The sequence below is a fragment of the Trichocoleus sp. AS-A1 genome, from assembly GCF_039962015.1.
In the GTDB taxonomy this organism is placed as follows: domain Bacteria; phylum Cyanobacteriota; class Cyanobacteriia; order Cyanobacteriales; family FACHB-T130; genus FACHB-T130.
The window spans coordinates 1-15,733 of the sequence record NZ_JAMPKG010000040.1 but is presented as its reverse complement, the minus strand read 5'-3'; the positions used below and the strand labels follow the sequence as shown (position 1 = coordinate 15,733).

15 protein-coding genes are annotated in these 15,733 nt (G+C 44.9%); 7 read left to right on the top strand and 8 right to left on the bottom strand.

What is annotated here, in order from left to right:
* Window positions 1–6: 6 nt before the first annotated feature.
* Together dcd and NC994_RS23165 are read right to left on the bottom strand one after the other, a co-directional pair.
* Window positions 7–588 (bottom strand): dCTP deaminase, encoded by a 582-nt coding sequence (dcd, locus tag NC994_RS23170; RefSeq protein ID WP_190439961.1) that lies wholly within the window; start codon window positions 586–588, stop codon window positions 7–9.
* A 56-nt stretch (window positions 589–644) separates the two neighbouring features.
* Window positions 645–1,181: a P-loop NTPase family protein gene (locus tag NC994_RS23165; RefSeq protein ID WP_190439959.1), complete on the bottom strand. Its 537-nt coding sequence runs from the start codon at window positions 1,179–1,181 to the stop codon at window positions 645–647.
* 303 nt (window positions 1,182–1,484) lie between these two features.
* Between NC994_RS23165 and NC994_RS23160 the strand changes: the two genes are divergently transcribed.
* Complete coding sequence (locus NC994_RS23160) at window positions 1,485–2,048, top strand: adenylate kinase (RefSeq protein ID WP_190439957.1); 564 nt, start codon at window positions 1,485–1,487, stop codon at window positions 2,046–2,048.
* A gap of 68 nt (window positions 2,049–2,116) precedes the next feature.
* On the opposite strand, the gene NC994_RS23155 is transcribed toward NC994_RS23160, so the two are convergent.
* The 4 genes from NC994_RS23155 to NC994_RS23140 all read right to left on the bottom strand — a co-directional run bounded on the left by NC994_RS23155 (window position 2,117) and on the right by NC994_RS23140 (window position 7,513).
* Window positions 2,117–3,394, bottom strand: coding sequence for a Mur ligase family protein (locus tag NC994_RS23155; RefSeq protein ID WP_190439955.1), 1,278 nt, complete (start codon window positions 3,392–3,394; stop codon window positions 2,117–2,119).
* 47 nt (window positions 3,395–3,441) lie between these two features.
* Entirely contained in the window at window positions 3,442–4,755 is a 1,314-nt protein-coding gene (locus NC994_RS23150) for a hypothetical protein (protein ID WP_190439954.1), read from the bottom strand.
* Window positions 4,756–4,759: 4 nt separating this feature from the next.
* Window positions 4,760–6,565, bottom strand: a complete 1,806-nt coding sequence (locus tag NC994_RS23145; protein ID WP_242032594.1) for a DNA cytosine methyltransferase — start codon at window positions 6,563–6,565, stop codon at window positions 4,760–4,762.
* 303 nt (window positions 6,566–6,868) lie between these two features.
* A complete protein-coding gene (locus NC994_RS23140; protein ID WP_190439950.1) occupies window positions 6,869–7,513 on the bottom strand; it encodes a hypothetical protein in 645 nt (214 codons plus the stop codon).
* Window positions 7,514–7,946: 433 nt separating this feature from the next.
* Between NC994_RS23140 and NC994_RS23135 the strand changes: the two genes are divergently transcribed.
* The 3 genes from NC994_RS23135 to NC994_RS23125 all read left to right on the top strand — a co-directional run bounded on the left by NC994_RS23135 (window position 7,947) and on the right by NC994_RS23125 (window position 12,545).
* Window positions 7,947–8,372, top strand: a complete 426-nt coding sequence (locus tag NC994_RS23135; RefSeq protein WP_190439948.1) for a DUF4278 domain-containing protein — start codon at window positions 7,947–7,949, stop codon at window positions 8,370–8,372.
* Window positions 8,373–8,822: 450 nt separating this feature from the next.
* Window positions 8,823–11,432, top strand: coding sequence for a bifunctional aconitate hydratase 2/2-methylisocitrate dehydratase (acnB, locus tag NC994_RS23130; protein ID WP_190439946.1), 2,610 nt, complete (start codon window positions 8,823–8,825; stop codon window positions 11,430–11,432).
* 264 nt (window positions 11,433–11,696) lie between these two features.
* Window positions 11,697–12,545, top strand: coding sequence for a pentapeptide repeat-containing protein (locus tag NC994_RS23125; protein ID WP_190439943.1), 849 nt, complete (start codon window positions 11,697–11,699; stop codon window positions 12,543–12,545).
* Between the two features lie 181 nt (window positions 12,546–12,726).
* On the opposite strand, the gene NC994_RS23120 is transcribed toward NC994_RS23125, so the two are convergent.
* A complete protein-coding gene (locus NC994_RS23120) occupies window positions 12,727–13,056 on the bottom strand; it encodes a phosphomannose isomerase type II C-terminal cupin domain (protein WP_190440011.1) in 330 nt (109 codons plus the stop codon).
* 278 nt (window positions 13,057–13,334) lie between these two features.
* Between NC994_RS23120 and NC994_RS23115 the strand changes: the two genes are divergently transcribed.
* Together NC994_RS23115 and NC994_RS23110 are read left to right on the top strand one after the other, a co-directional pair.
* The gene (locus NC994_RS23115) at window positions 13,335–13,766 is read left to right on the top strand and encodes a nuclear transport factor 2 family protein (protein WP_190439941.1); all 432 of its coding nucleotides are present in this window, start codon (window positions 13,335–13,337) and stop codon (window positions 13,764–13,766) included.
* A 161-nt stretch (window positions 13,767–13,927) separates the two neighbouring features.
* A complete protein-coding gene (locus NC994_RS23110; protein ID WP_190439938.1) occupies window positions 13,928–14,146 on the top strand; it encodes a hypothetical protein in 219 nt (72 codons plus the stop codon).
* A gap of 451 nt (window positions 14,147–14,597) precedes the next feature.
* Here the strand turns inward: NC994_RS23110 and NC994_RS23105 are convergent, their stop codons facing one another.
* The gene (locus tag NC994_RS23105) at window positions 14,598–15,131 is read right to left on the bottom strand and encodes a hypothetical protein (protein WP_190439936.1); all 534 of its coding nucleotides are present in this window, start codon (window positions 15,129–15,131) and stop codon (window positions 14,598–14,600) included.
* Between the two features lie 95 nt (window positions 15,132–15,226).
* On the opposite strand from NC994_RS23105, the gene NC994_RS23100 reads away from it, so the two are divergent.
* Window positions 15,227–15,460, top strand: coding sequence for a Nif11-like leader peptide family natural product precursor (locus tag NC994_RS23100; RefSeq protein WP_190413669.1), 234 nt, complete (start codon window positions 15,227–15,229; stop codon window positions 15,458–15,460).
* Window positions 15,461–15,733: the final 273 nt, after the last annotated feature.

Genomic DNA, 15,733 nt, shown 5'->3' with positions numbered 1-15,733 from the left:
ATTTCCTTATATCCGTGCTATAACAATTTTTTCCGGCTGATCTTGGTATTTACCCTGACGAGATTCATAGCTCACCTCGCAAGGTTTACCCTCAAAAAATAGCAGTTGCACAATTCCTTCATTGGGATAAATACGGCAATCTGCATTTGATGAATTAGAAACCTCTAGGGTTAAATGTCCTCTCCAACCAGCCTCAGCAGGCGTTAGATTGCAAATAATCCCGCATCGTGCGTATGTACTTTTTCCAATGCACAATACAGTAATATTTTCGGGCACTTCTAGTCTTTCTAATGCTACGCCTAATCCATAGGTATGAGCTGGCAAAATGAAATAGCTACCATTCGCATCGGTATGGAGTTTTGTCGGCTCCAAATTCTCAGGATTAAAGTTTTTGGGATCGACGACTGTGCCGGGAATATGCCTGAAAATCCGGAATTCCACAGGCGAGAGCCTGATATCGTAACCAAAGCTGCTCAGACCAAATGAGATAACAGGTAAGTCGTCCACACGACGAACTAATTTAGGCTCAAAGGGCGAAATCATACCCTTTTGAGCCATTTCAGTAATCCAGATATCGTTCTTAATCACAGGTTCACAAGTAATCCCAACCGGAATACTAGGATAGCGTGAAGTGAGTGCATTCCCTACGGTCGGTGACTGCGACGTATTTCAGTAATTTGGTCGGCGACATCGAGAAGCGCTTGGGGCATTTCTGGGCCAGTCAGAATGATATCTACATGAGCAGGGCGTTTTTCGAGCAGCGCTAGTACCTCGGATTCGGGAATTAAGCCAAAGTTAATCGCTAAGCTCAATTCATCCAGAACGACGAGGGAATATTTGCCTTCGGAGATTACTTTTTGGGTATGCTGCCAAAGCTGGAGTAAAGAGTGAGTTTCCGCCTCATCGAGGTGCGGGGTATCAATGCAACGGGGTAAGTCGCAGCGAACCCAATCTAGATTTTGCCCTAAGCGCATGGGATGCTCGTGTCCCTGATTGATTCCGCCTTTGAGGAACTGAATCACTAAAACTGAGGTTCCTTGACCGGCAATTCGCAGCGCTTGCGCGATCACGCCAGTAAAAAAGCTGCGGTGAGCGCCGGTAAAAACTTGCACCAGTCCTTCAATAGTGGGGAGCAGGCGACGATCTGAATGAAGCGCTGGGGTTTCTAGCTGGGCAACCATAAGACGAAGTTTAATCGTGAGGAATCTTGAAGAGCGAATCGCTTGCCCCAGAAAAGTTTGGTTAGCAAACGATATGTAGTGTGTTTTTTTATTTTGCCTCATAATCAAACACTAGATATATCTATCCGTCAAGCCCGTTAAGTGTTGACTATCCTGTATTCGTTCTTGTATTAGTTCTTGGCTTCGTCAGTCTCGCTGAGCGACCGATCAATGGCAAAATAGCCAGCATAGGCTTGGTTGAAAGCTGGATCAAAGTTCAGCTTCCGGCGATGCTTGATTCAATCACAGCAGGAGCAAGGTGCCGTGAGACTAATAATTCTAGGCGGGCCTGGGGCAGGTAAGGGAACGCAGACTGCATTGCTATGCAGTCACCTGGGGATTCCTGGAATTTGCACGGGCGACATTTTGCGGCAAGCGATCGCATCCCAATCTCCCCTCGGTGTCCAAGCACAATCCTATGTGGAAAAGGGTGAGTTAGTGCCCGATCGCCTAATGATCGAATTTATGCGCCAGCGTCTCCAACAGCCGGATATCAAGGGTGGATGGCTGTTAGATGGCTATCCGCGTACTGCTTTTCAAGCAGAAGAATTAGATTTTTTGCTAGAAGATTTGGGGCAACATCTAGATTGGGCAATTTGGCTAGAGGTGCCAGAATCAGTGTTGATAAACCGTTCTTTAGAGCGATCGCGTCCAGACGATCAACCAGAAATCGTACAACGCCGCCTGGAATTATTCCAAGAACGCACGATTCCCATCCTGGAATACTATGAACATCGCCAACGGTTGTTGACTGTCAACGGAAACCAAACCCCAGAACAAGTGCAGCATGACATTTTGTGCAAAAACTTGGCGGCGAGTGCTGAGTAATCCAGGGATTCGTCCTCTGCGTTACTTTGCGCTTACCTTGGCGTTCCTGTGCGTTGAAAATACAAATATTATCTGGATGCAGCAGAGCGGTTTTGTTCCAGAAAATGACCCAGTAAATAAAGTGAACCGCACAAAACTAATAAACTTTCTGGGGAAATCGCAGCTTCTAATCCAGCCGTGAGATCCGGGTATGTGTGACAATCGGCTAATTCTGGGCAGATATTTTGAGCCAAGGTAGCTAAATATTCAGGCTCAGCGGAACTATGATCCGGGACGGGGACTAAGTACAAGCGATCGCCCTTTCTGAGTAATGCACTAAAAATATCGGCATGATCTTTCGTAGAAAGCATCCCCATCACCCAATGGATCGGCGATTTTTCTAGGGTATCGACATATTGACGCAATGCGATCGCAGCGGCTGGATTATGGGCACCATCGATCAATAACCGATGATTTTGCCAACTTGTCCACTGAAGACGCCCAATCCATTGAGTTTTTGCCATACCAGAAGCGATCGCTGCTTCTGAAATTTCCCAACCTTGCTGTTGAAGAATTTGGAAAGATGCGATCGCTAACGCCGAATTATTCAGCTGAATATCTCCCAATAACGGCAAAGGATACTTTATCCCCTGATACTCCACCCTTCTTTCTTCTCTTTGCGTCCTTGGCGTCTTCGCGGTTCTTAACTCCACCGCTGGTTCAGCCCAAACAACCGGACAACCCAGTTCAATAATCCGCTGCTGTACCACCGCCCTTGCCTCCTCTGGCAACTGTCCCACCACAGCAGGACATCCCGCCTTGAGGATACCGGCTTTTTCTCTAGCAATATCCGCTAAAGTAGGGCCAAGGTTCTTCCAGTGTTCTCGACTGAGAGAAGTAATAATTGTGACCAGGGGGTTAGGGCATACATTCGTCGCATCTAGACGCCCTCCTAAACCCACTTCCACCACCGCCACATCTACCTGAGCTTGAGCAAAATACAACCAAGCCGCAGCGGTGATGACTTCAAACTGCGTGGGTGACTCCTCTTCCGGTTGGATAGCTGCTTGGACTTGTAGCAGCAATTTTTCTAGCGTTTCCAGCGATATCGGCTGTTCGTTTAGACAGATGCGCTCATTCCAATCGACTAAATGAGGGGAAGTATACCGCCCCACGCGATAACCTGCCTCAGTCAGCACTGCGGAAAGATAAGCACAAACTGAGCCTTTGCCATTCGTTCCAGCAACATGAATCACTGGCACTTTGTGGTGCGGGTTGCCCAAATTTGCCAATAATTTTTGAATGCGCTCTAAACCCAGATGAACACCAAAGCGCTGAAACGGTTGAAGAATTGAGTTGATATCCACAAGCAACCAGATCCTAACTTGACTATTCAGACTGTTATGTAAGATATTTACAAGTTTTCCAATATTTCTTTTAAAGTGGTAAGCCACTGATGACAAGGCTCATCAATTGGAGCAATCTCTCGGCGTCTTTGTGCCAATGATTCGGTATATGCTGTCATCCAGGCGCGAGCTAATTCTTGCTCTGTCACTAGACCATCTTCCATTGCTCGATTAAATTGTTTTTTAATCCACTCTCTAAAGGTCAGTATTTCTATAGATATACCAAATAAATCTTCTATTTCTTGACATCGATATAACATCTCTTGTCGCCGTTCAGGTTCTACACTGGTTACAAAACCAGCTAAGGCAACAGTTGAGTGTGCTGCAAGCTTATCTGCAAGTTCTTCAAGTTCATCTCGCAAGTAAGCTTTTCCATACTTTGCATCCCACGATTCAATAATTTGTCTAGCTTGTAGTATTTCAATATCACCGATATTCCCGTGTTTCTTATTGGCTGAACGCATCTGTGATAGAGGTTTCAATGCTCCATCTGGAAAAACCTGACATTCTTGCATTGCTTGCATAAGACTATGCATACTGATCTCCATAATTCGTGCTGCATAATCAGACTCCTTGATATGCCTCAAGATGATGTTAGTAATATATTCCCTATCCACCTCTTCAGCTTGCTCAAAAACATTGTTGAGATTTTCTATTGTTTGGGAAGATAAGTTTATGAAAGAATTTGCCTGATTTAGCAGCTGCGAGAGTAAGTAATGCAGAGCTGCTTCGGGATTTATTTCGTTAGTCTCAATTCCTTCAACAATACTGAGCCATTCTTGACGAGCGCCTCTGAGATTAGCTTTATAAACGGGTGAGTAAGGATAATTTTCTGCTAAACTGCGCGTCATCATAAATCCATCTGCGTTCAGCCTAAGCAGCTCGTATTTACGTAGCACTGGGGTTATATACTGCCTATCCAAGGATCGCATTGATATTCCATCACGCCAGGAAAAATCTCTTGTACCTGCACTACCTTTATGTAGCCTTATGCTTTGCATTGGCTCGACAGCTTTTACACATAGCTGTAGAACTGTCAAACCTACCAGCGCTCTTCCAACTTCACTGGTTACTGATTCTACAAGTTTATGTAGAATCTCTATATGAGTTTGACTGAGTTGTGATAAGTTAAGAGCAGCTAAATTATCTCTACAGAGAATAATTTGCCTCTCTAGATAACCCTGAGAGAGTTCTAGCGCTATTTTTTGATATTTCAGCTTGGCTGCTTGGCTCATACCTCCTTCTAAGAAAACTTGTGTTGTACCATCAGGTAGCACTAGCTCACTCTTGTCAATGAATACCCGCAGATGTAGTTCGCTCATTGCCTTATTTTAAGTTTTTGCGGAGTTGTACACTTCTGGGCGTCAGTGTTGGAAACGCATAGGGAATTAAATATTCTCCTTTAGGGATTTGAGGATTGGTGTTGTAGTTCCTAACTTCATACCCCATGCTGCGTAAAGATTCTAGGTAAGAAAACACATCATCTTTATTAACTCCCCATTGGCAAGCTAGTCCTTGAGCTGGTAATTGAGTTGCCACTCCTATTCCTCTAACAATGCATTGAACAACACGCCAAAACGGCTCAATATTTAAACTACTATTAAAATTAATAACTCCAGTAATTCGGGCGGCGTATTGGTAATACCCAGAAAGTTGAACTAAATCAGCCATGCCTGTTAGTTCAATAAGTTTCTCTTCAAACGCTTTCCATAAAGCTGTAAATATACCTTTATCTAAATTTTTAGCGCATAGTTTAACCTTCCCCGTATTTAAAATCCAATCTTGGTTATCCCAAGCTGGATATATTTCAATTACATATTGATTGTCATCTTTATTTTTTTGATTGTTTGATGCTGTAATTATCCAGGAAGAAGGATCTAGATGATATTGCAGATTAATTCTTATGCTGTTAGGGGCTTCTTCTTCATCCCAAGAAAAATCTGTTGATAAAAAGCGCACAGCTTGCTCATCCTTTATATAGTTTTTTGGGGATGTGGAGGTAATTTGTCCAGCAATATGTAAGTTAGCGAGCGCCACTTTAGCCTTTTGAGCGTATATGTCGGTTAGCTGACGCTTGCGCTGTCTGAATCCCAGTTGTTTAGTTTGGAGTAAGTAGTGCATGGGAAAAGGTAAATTAATACCCATGACTTGATCTAAGATACTGAGAGCTAAAATCCGTCCAAGCTGTGGCGGGACAGAATTTCCAATCTGTTCAATACAAACTTGACGATTACCAACAATTTCATAATCGTCAGGAATCGTTTGTAGCCGCTTCAGCTCTTCAAGTGTGAATCTACGGTTTTTCCAGCTAAAGGGGCCAGTGTATTGTCCTCCTTGCGCTTTAATAGTCCGTACCGGCATCTGAGGATCAGCTTTATAGAGAAAATCTGAGAACTTTGATCGCCAGCTAAACACTGGGTTTGGATGCCCCATTTCCTCTGTATAAAAGCTGTAATTTAGACCAGGTGGTATATTTGTAAGAAGGTGTCCGTATCGCCCTCCAATACCTAAGTCTACATCCGTTTTATTAGCGCCTTCAACTGCCTCTCCTGCTGAGTAGAAAGGTTCTTGATTGGGAGAATCTGGGCCATGAGTTGGATAGGGAAATAAATAATTACCTTCACGAATTCCAACAATAAACAAACGCTCTCGATGTTGCGGAACACCATAATCAGCTGCATCAAGAACGCGAAAATGAATTATATAGCCTGCTTCCTTAAAAGCATTTTGGATTTCTTTCCAAGCTTCTCCTTTTTGCGCTCCAGTGATTCCATAGACGTTTTCATACAGGAATCCTTTTGGCTGAAGCATCTTTAATAAACGGACATATTCTTGAAAAAGAGTGCCGCGAGAATCGCTCGTTCCGGCGACGCCAGATGCTCGACGACCTGCTGCTGAGAAGGTTTGACACGGTGGTCCGCCGATGATGAAATCTACTTTTAGATTGGGGCTAGGAATAAATTCTTTAATATCAGTGCAAATTGGTTTGGAATTTTCTAGCCATTTCCCTGACCTCGAGTTCTTTTCTAATGTCTGTACATATTTGGCTTCAAGCTCAACCATCTCAACAATATCAAACCCGGCGTCATGAAAGGCAATATCTAGGCCACCACCACCAGAGAACAAGCTCAAGGTTCTGATGGGAGAAACTCCTCGTTGAGTGAACCATTTATGAAGAGATTTGCCAAATTGATCGGGCCAAGCTGGGCAACGGCTGACGCCGAGCGATCGCAAGATTTCCTTAAACCAAACAACCTTGTCTGGCTCAATACCAGGTAGATTCAAAGGGAGAGACAGCTGTTGCATGTGCTGGCAAATGTGTATCTATCGAACTGCATACCTATTTTCATCACGGATTGAGTTGAAACGTCAATCTACCAGTGGCGAGGCGATCGCTTCTATTTCCTGCGTGACTTGCCAGCTGCATAAGTCTCATCAGTCAGGACAATGGCAGGTATTCGTTGTATAGCATCTTTGACGACTTCCTCTCTTCTTGCCGTTTCTGTCGTAACAGTCTCCATCGTCCCGACATTCTAATTTTTCCTCACAAATGGTATCGCGGGGAAAAACTCCAACATCTTTTACAGAAACTTCCGCTGTAAAAGTGCCTTGTTCAATTATTCTTTCTCCTTCTTTAATTTCATACTCAAACTTATTTTCGCCTTCTAAAACTGCAAAAGTACGAGTTTGATGGCTATTTCCCAAACTCAAATCAACGCCTTGAGAATATTGCCCTTCACTGTAACCTCTGCTCGTGTAGGGATAAGGATTACTCTTCATGCCCTGAGTCACGTTTCGGATTGTCACTTTCCTTTTCGGTGCGGGTGGAGTTGATTTGGAAACAAACTGAGCTTTTCTAGTGCCCGGATTTATTACAGTTCCCGGACATTGTCCGACATATTCAACTCGCTTAAATTGAACTTCATTGACATCAAAATTATTGCCGTTACTTACCAGGAACTCCGCCCCGTTGGCATTCGCCCGATTCACAAAAACCACAACCAGCACGAAAGCCGCAATGATTAGAAAGGCAGTTCTTTTGATTACAATCTGTAACGCGGAAAAGCTTTTGAGTTTCATGATTTTTCTTAGTACCACTAAAACAGGCTTCTTTATCCTTCCTAGGAGGTAGATGAGGTTTAATACTTCCGATAGAAGATTATCGAATATTTTTAGTGTCGTTGATTAACCATTGATTGTTTCCCGATTTGTACAGCGGCTTATCGCTTCTCCTAGCCACTGAATCAGGTAAAGCAGTTAACCTCAGCCGCTGGGAAAGTAAGTTGGACGACTTCCTGGCGATCGCTGAAAAGATTTTCTTAAAATCTCTTAAAAATTGACACTTTAAAGGGGAAAATGTAAAAATAGATACAGAAATAAATTAGCTAGTTCACCACTGACTGAGTATTCATAGCCGTCAGTGGCTCTGGGGAATAAAAGTAGAGCGCGATCGCGAAGCAGCGTGCCTTGCTTAGTCACAAATACTCAGGAAACTCAATCGGAGGCGAAACTTATGAAACTCTCTTATCGCGGCGTCAGCTACGAAAAAACTTCACCCACGCTGGAAGTAACCGAAAGCGAGATTGTGGGGAAGTATCGGGGACAGACTTACAACGTTGCATATCCCAGACATATTGCAGTTCCCGATGCGATTGTTAACTTGAACTATCGGGGAGTCCCCTACTTCATCGGCAAAACCGGCACGACTAGGGATGCTCTAGAGAGGCAAATCTCATGCGAAGGGATCGCACCTCTAGGCGATCGGAAATTGCCAACCGATACAACTCGTCGAAAAGTGTTGGATAACGCGGCTAAAAGTCACTTAGCGAATATCCACCGCAGCCTGGAACATCGGATACAGGTTGCTAAAGCCAAAGGTGATGAAAATCTAATTCGTCTTCTAGAAGCAGAGTCGAAGCAACTGACGTTGTGCCTCTAGGAGTTTCCGAAATATCTGGCGGTGCTTGCGGTTGAGTCAGCAATTACTGCTGACTCAACCGTAAAGAGTGAAGGAGCGCACTCCTCCCCCTTTAGGTGTAAAATTTTATCTAAGCACGAAATCTTCAAAGCTGAAGACGACGGATTCCTGGTTTATAAAGCTACGTGGGCGATAGAGAGCGATCGCCCTTTTTTTTATGGGAATGGATTCTGGCAAATAAACCGTTACTGGTAAGGGTCGTTGCAGCGAATCCTACAAATTTTATTCCATTTTTTCACAATAATTAATAAAGGTAATCTGCGACTTAAGCAGTAGCGCTCTGCCTTGTGTTGACTTCTAACGATCGAGGGCAAAAAGCGTGTGAATCGCATCCTCACGATTGAAAACACAAAAGCGATGCGCTAAAAGCGCTACCGCCCCCAAATTTTGCTGAGACTAGGAGACTTGAAAATGCTTGAATCTTATCGTCAACACGTCGCTGAGAGGGCGGCACTCGGAATTCCACCACTGCCGTTGGATGCCCAACAGACTTCTCAATTGTGCGAATTGCTGAAAAATCCTCCCACGGGTGAAGAAGAGACGTTGTTGGAATTGCTGCGCGATCGCATTCCTCCAGGCGTCGATCCGGCTGCTTACGTGAAAGCTGGCTTTCTCACCGCTGTCGCCAAAGGTGAAACCATTAGCCCTTTAGTTACCCCCATCTATGCAGTAGAACTGCTGGGAACAATGGTAGGTGGCTACAACGTGCAATCGTTGATAGATTTACTCAAATCTGACGATGAATTGGCATCAGCCGCCGCAACAGCTTTAAGCAAAATCATGCTGGTGTATGATGCCTTCCACGATGTCTTGGAATTGTCCGAGACGAATTCCTATGCCAAGCAAGTCATTGACGCTTGGGCGGCGGCGGAGTGGTTTACAAGTCGCCCCACCTTGCCAGAAGCGATTACCGTCACCGTGTTTAAGGTGCCCGGAGAGACGAACACCGACGATTTATCTCCCGCAACCCATGCCACAACCCGCCCGGATATTCCCTTGCACGCCTTGGCAATGCTGGAATCTCGGCAACCGGGAAGTTTGGAAACGATTGTCGAGTTGAAGAAAAAAGGGCATCCCGTGGCGTATGTCGGGGATGTGGTAGGAACGGGTTCTTCCCGCAAATCTGCGATTAACTCCGTTTTGTGGCACATCGGGCACGATATACCCTTCGTACCCAATAAACGGGCTGGGGGATATGTATTAGGGAGTGCGATCGCGCCAATTTTCTTCAACACCGCCGAAGATGCAGGTGCATTACCCATCCAGTGTGATGTCACCCAGATGGAAACCGGCATGGTAATCACCATTTATCCTTACAAAGGTGAAATTACCAACGAAGCTGGAGAAGTTATTTCCACCTTCAGCCTCAAACCCGACACCATCACTGACGAAGTACGCGCAGGCGGACGTATTCCCCTCCTGATTGGGCGTACCCTCACCGATAAAACCAGAATTGCCCTCGGATTAGTAGAACCCAGTCCAATCTTTATCCGCCCTCGCCCTCCCATCGATACCGGCAAGGGATTTACTCTAGCGCAGAAAATGGTCGGGAAAGCCTGCGGACTCAATGGTGTGCGTCCCGGCACTTCCTGCGAACCGCTGATGACAACGGTTGGTTCTCAGGATACAACAGGACCCATGACCCGCGACGAGTTGAAAGAACTCGCCTGTCTCGGTTTCAGCGCAGATTTGGTGATGCAGAGTTTCTGCCACACCGCCGCTTATCCGAAGCCCGTTGACATCAAAACCCATCACGAACTGCCCGATTTCTTTGCTTCTCGTAGCGGCGTGGCCTTACGACCGGGCGATGGCATTATCCATTCTTGGCTGAATCGGATGCTGCTACCCGATACCGTAGGAACGGGCGGCGACTCCCACACCCGTTTCCCCTTGGGAATTTCCTTCCCCGCCGGTTCCGGCTTAGTTGCTTTTGCAGCTGCTTTGGGCGTGATGCCTTTAGATATGCCAGAATCCGTCTTAGTGCGGTTCAAAGGCGAGTTGCAACCCGGTGTGACGCTGCGGGATATCGTGAACGCGATTCCCTACGTGGCAATTCAAAAAGGTTTGCTAACAGCAGAGAAGCAGAACAAGAAAAACATCTTCTCCGGGCGAATCATGGAAATTGAAGGCTTGCCAAATTTAAAAGTTGAGCAAGCTTTTGAACTTACCGATGCGAGTGCTGAACGTTCTTGTGCAGGCTGCACAATTAAGTTAAGTATCGAGACAGTTTCTGAATATCTGCGTTCCAACGTAGCGCTGATGAAAAATATGGTAGCGCGGGGTTATCAAGATGCCCGTACCATCATGCGCCGCGTTGCAAAAATGGAAGAATGGTTGGCAAATCCCGTATTAATGGAAGCCGATTCAGATGCAGAATATGCGGAAATTATCGAGATTGACTTGAACGAAATCAAGGAACCAATCGTCGCCGCACCCAATGACCCAGATAATGTTAAGTTGCTGTCCGAGGTTCAGAATGACCCCGTACAAGAAGTATTCGTCGGTTCTTGTATGACGAATATTGGTCATTATCGCGCCACTGCGAAAGTGTTGGAAGGCGAAGCAGGAGTTAAAACTCGCCTCTGGATTTGTCCCCCAACCCGAATGGATGAACACCAACTCAAGGAAGAAGGTGTTTATAGCGTATTTGATGCCGCAGGTGCGCGTACAGAAATGCCGGGATGTAGTCTCTGCATGGGAAATCAGGCGCGTGTGGATGACGGTACAACCGTATTTTCAACTTCCACTCGCAACTTCAATAATCGCATGGGCAAAGATGCGCGAGTTTATCTTGGTTCTGCTGAATTAGCAGCGGTTTGTGCGATGTTAGGTCGCATTCCCACAGTGCAAGAATACATGGACATTGTGGCGAAGAAGATTCATCCTTTTGAGGGTGATTTGTATCGCTATCTCAACTTCGACCAAATCGCTAATTTTGAGGATGAAGGTCGCGTAATTTCCTTGGAAGATATGCCCAAAATTGAGGATATTTTGGGTATTCCCTCTGGCGCGTTGCGCTAGTCCACAGTTAGATAAGCATAACCTGTAACAGCCCCCCTCTGCCATTGCAGAGGGGTTATTTATGGGCTGAAAACTCCTAATCGTTTAGCTTGGTGGTAGATAAGTTTCCCGCCTGCTCAATATTTCTGTATACCAGTGGGAACACTAAGTTCAAGCATGATTTGGCTCTTATATCACTTGTCAACTCATTTGAACACGGATAGAGGTAAAAAAGGGATGAGATTTAGGATTTTGGCTATCGTAATACTGGTGATAGGCATTTTTATGATCTGCATTACAGAACCAGCTTTTGCTGAAAATATCAAAGATGTCAATAAACTATTGGGGAATAACTCCTGTCTCTGGTGTGACCTTAGTGGGGCGAACGTGAAGGGAGCTAACCTCAAAGAGGCTTCCACAGGTTTTGCTGACATGAGTCGTGCCAATTTTAGTAAAGTTAATTTTAACCATGCTGACCTGAGTTCTAACGAGCTAAGTCTTTCCAACCTAAGTGGTGCTGACCTTAGCCGCGCTAATTTGAGTAGTTCCAATCTAACTGGTGCTGACCTAAGCAATGCCAGCCTGTTTGAAGCCAACCTGAGTGGCGCTGACTTAGCTTATGCAAATCTAAGCGGCGCTAACCTGCGTCGTGCTAAACTCAGTGGTTTTGTAGGTGCTGCCAACTTAAGCGTTGCTAATCTCAAGGGGGCTAATCTTAAAGGTGCTAATTTGAAGGATGTTAGTTTGGTTGAAGCTGATCTGAGTGGCGCTGATTTGAGTGATGGAGTTGATTTAGGTAATGCAAAACTCAATGGTGCAAACTTGAGTGAAGCAATTTTGATAGGCGCAAATATGGAAAAAGCCCATCTCAGTTATACAAACCTGAGCGCTTCCGACTTGAGTTATGTCAATCTGAGCAGTGCTAATCTACATGGTGCCAAGCTAAGTGGTACGAACCTAAAGGGGGCTAATCTGAAGGGTGCTATTCTGAATGACGCAGCTTTAGAAAATGCAAATCTGAGTGGTGCTGATCTGAGTGGTACAGACCTGAAAGGGGCTAATCTGAGCGGAGCTGATTTGAAAGCCACTATTCTAACAGGGGCAATTATGCCAGATGGCATAACTCACGAGTAAGACATTAAAAAATATCAGCCTCATAGCGATACCCTTTTGAAACTCAACAAATGCGATCGCATCCTCCGCCTATCGCCAAAAAACTAACCCCCTAGCCCATTCCCTACAAGGGAAGAAGCTAGAGGGTTCGATCTTGTATTTGATTCAAGTGAGAACCACGATATCCTTTGATTATGAGATGTTAGGTTTCCGCGTCGTCAAAACGGATGATGTCATCCTCTCCAAGGTATTCCCCATTTTGGACTTCAATCATCACGAGAGGAATACACCCTGGATTTTCAACCCGGTGAGGTGTAGACATCGGCACGTAGGTTGACTGTTTTTGAATTAAGGTTGTCTCTTTACCATCACAAATCACTTTGGCGGTGCCAGATACAACGATCCAGTGTTCGCTGCGGTGATAGTGCATTTGGGTACTAATGTGATGACCTGGGTTGAGTTCAATGCGATTAATCCGGTAGCGTTGCCCTTCTTCTAAAACAGTGACTGTGCCCCAAGGTCGTATCCGCATTGTGTCACTATCTTCAGGTAAGGGCAGAATCGAAGCCTGCCCCTCATTTTGGTTGCTATTCATCCCTGCTTGTCTCCGAAGATTCGCATCTCAATTTTGCCGCATTTTTGAAAGTTCCTCTGCACTAATATATCGGTGGGACAATATATCGAGGGTGCTAGTAGCTGGTAGCGGCATCCGAAGCGTGCAAGCAGGCATCCTGCGGTTCCGATGAGATTTCTACGGCTTCTCTCCGCTTGTTTTTGCCACAATTGATTTAGTTGCAGCAGCTTACAAACATGGCACAAACACAACAAAGCACGATGGAAACTGCCCAGCGTGCATTTGGGCACTTCATTCAGGGGATGGGAACCGGCAAGTGGGAACCGTTTTTGGAAATGCTTGCGGATGACTTTAGCTTCTGGTTTCCAGTGGGGCAATATCAGGGGGAAAATGTCGGTAAAGCACGGGCAGCTGCTTTCTTTGAGTACGCGTCTGAAGCTTTCAACAATGAGCTGGTGGTGACGCTAGATGGCGTCACCAGTAACGAGACGACCGTTGTGTTCGAGATTCGCTCTCAAGGGCATCTGCGGGGGAAGCTTTATCAAAACCGAGGGGCGATCGCTTTCGATGTTCGTGGCGACAAGATTTGTCGTTACCGCGAGTATCTTTCGGTCGTGGTTCAGCCCAAGGTAGAATCGCACCCAGATCGGTCTCAGCCGCAGGGCTAGTTGTGTGATTTATATCACTCAGCAATTAGCTGCTCATCACCTTTACTTAAACCCGCGATCGCACGATTATCTAGGGTATCGTCACATTTTTTACAGTGGTTAATCACTTAGTAAACCGGGCAAAAGCGTGATATTAGAAGTATCGAGTTAATGTCCGTAAGATGCCTGTTCAAATCTGCCCTCTCGACTCTGCGATCGCTGAACTATTTGCTCAAGCTACCTACTCTGGTAACATTACTCTCGCTGACCGATATGGGCTGATGGCTGCACTGTTGCAAGATGCAATCAGCGAAGAAGACAAACGAGCAATTGATCGGCTACTTTACGCTGTCCGCAAGAACCGGCTGAAAGTTGTAGATGAAATTTCTGCCCTAATATAAATAGTGCCGGTGATTAAAATTTTCTATTACTTTATTGTTAATTTTTTTAGTATTTTGCTGCGCTTTGATTCTACAAATATACAACATTGAATATTTAGAGTAGCCATTAAATTTTACCAGAATTTTTTATAGCCTAAAAATAAATACTATAAAAATAATAATTTGATATTTATCCTATAAATCTCCTGCTAATTAAATCCATAGTAATCCTATTGGATTTGCGAGATGCTACCATTCATATCCCCAGCTTCTCTAAGAAGTTAAGGTCTCATAATTCACGAATTATTTAGGACGGCTATAGCCGTTATCGTACTCTAGTTTGTGCTTTTCATCTACCAATCAAAATAATTACTAAGTATTATTAATATAAATTCCTGGGATTAAGATGTGAATACGCTGCCATAATTCATCTACTCACAGACTTTTACCTTTCAAGAACTGCCGCTAAATTTTAATCACTTTGAGGTTTTAATTCCCAATTAAGAAGCCGGGGAATCTGCGACAAGTGTACGCCGTAATTAAAAATCCAAAGGACAATTTCCAGCACTAATAATCTCTGTATCCAGATTGTCCCACTCTCACAATTCAGAAGCGTCAATCCACTATATAATTGCCAAACGCGATAAGGAAGGTATAAGCAAGGAACCATCACGAACGTACAGGATTGAAACCGTCTCGTTGTCACGCTTTCGGATAAAATTTGTAACCCCAAAATGACAAAGTACGGCACCAGTATCTGAAATACGCTGGGATGATTCCACCATATGCCCCACAGAACCATTGCTACTAGGGGAAGCGCCACTCCCACTAGCAGTACAACAAATAACCACGCTCTAAACCAAGGCGGAAGTGGTTGAGGAATCGTGAAGGGAGGTGAATGTCTCCAAAGCCAACCCGCAAAGATAAGAAAAGACGTAACAATTACTAGGAAAAGGAGGTTTTCTAAAAGAATATTCAGGTTGGTAGATGCGGCTGTCTGTAACATAGGATTAAAAAAGAATTTCAGCAGTATAGCGCACGATTAAAATGGCTATAGTGCATGAACTAAAAAAGACACAGTAGAGTAGGGGGATTGTCAAAATGTCTAAAGAAAGTGCCTGTCAATTTCTGGAAGCTGCTACCTACGATCCAGGTTTACGCGAAAAATTCCAAGAAGTAGCTAGTCCAGAGGAATTCGTAAAAGTTGCTCGTGAATTAGGCTACGCCTTGACCACTGAAGAATTGAAGGATGTCGTCAAAGAACATAGTGAAGGTGTCATCTTGAGAAGGCAGACGGGCGTTTGGCCTTGGCTGCGGAGGGTTAAATGGATTTAGTGCATTGTGAACTAGCTAATGGTTAAAAGCTATCGTGAGCTTAGCTATTAGAGTTTGGGGTGGGCATTGCCCACCCTATTTTATAAGTAGCTGGGACTAATTAAATATAAGATGGCATAAAGCCCCTAAACGAAGTTTTCCATTATTTATGCCTGCTCCTATTCGGATTATCTTAAGCGAAGCAGAGGACTCAATGTTAAGCGAGTTGCGAGTTGCTCAAACCGTGCCGCAACGGACGCGCGACCGCGCCCACATGATCCGCTTAAATGCACA

Coding starts and splice junctions, on each gene's coding strand:
- NC994_RS23110 (WP_190439938.1), top strand. CDS start 13,928: ATGCCTGTTCAAATCTGCCCTCTCGACTCTGCGATCGCTGAACTATTT.
- NC994_RS23165 (WP_190439959.1), bottom strand. CDS start 1,181: ATGGTTGCCCAGCTAGAAACCCCAGCGCTTCATTCAGATCGTCGCCTG.
- NC994_RS23150 (WP_190439954.1), bottom strand. CDS start 4,755: ATGAGCGAACTACATCTGCGGGTATTCATTGACAAGAGTGAGCTAGTG.
- NC994_RS23120 (WP_190440011.1), bottom strand. CDS start 13,056: ATGCGGATACGACCTTGGGGCACAGTCACTGTTTTAGAAGAAGGGCAA.
- NC994_RS23105 (WP_190439936.1), bottom strand. CDS start 15,131: ATGTTACAGACAGCCGCATCTACCAACCTGAATATTCTTTTAGAAAAC.
- NC994_RS23100 (WP_190413669.1), top strand. CDS start 15,227: ATGTCTAAAGAAAGTGCCTGTCAATTTCTGGAAGCTGCTACCTACGAT.
- NC994_RS23125 (WP_190439943.1), top strand. CDS start 11,697: ATGATCTGCATTACAGAACCAGCTTTTGCTGAAAATATCAAAGATGTC.
- NC994_RS23135 (WP_190439948.1), top strand. CDS start 7,947: ATGAAACTCTCTTATCGCGGCGTCAGCTACGAAAAAACTTCACCCACG.
- NC994_RS23115 (WP_190439941.1), top strand. CDS start 13,335: ATGGCACAAACACAACAAAGCACGATGGAAACTGCCCAGCGTGCATTT.
- NC994_RS23140 (WP_190439950.1), bottom strand. CDS start 7,513: ATGAAACTCAAAAGCTTTTCCGCGTTACAGATTGTAATCAAAAGAACT.
- acnB (WP_190439946.1), top strand. CDS start 8,823: ATGCTTGAATCTTATCGTCAACACGTCGCTGAGAGGGCGGCACTCGGA.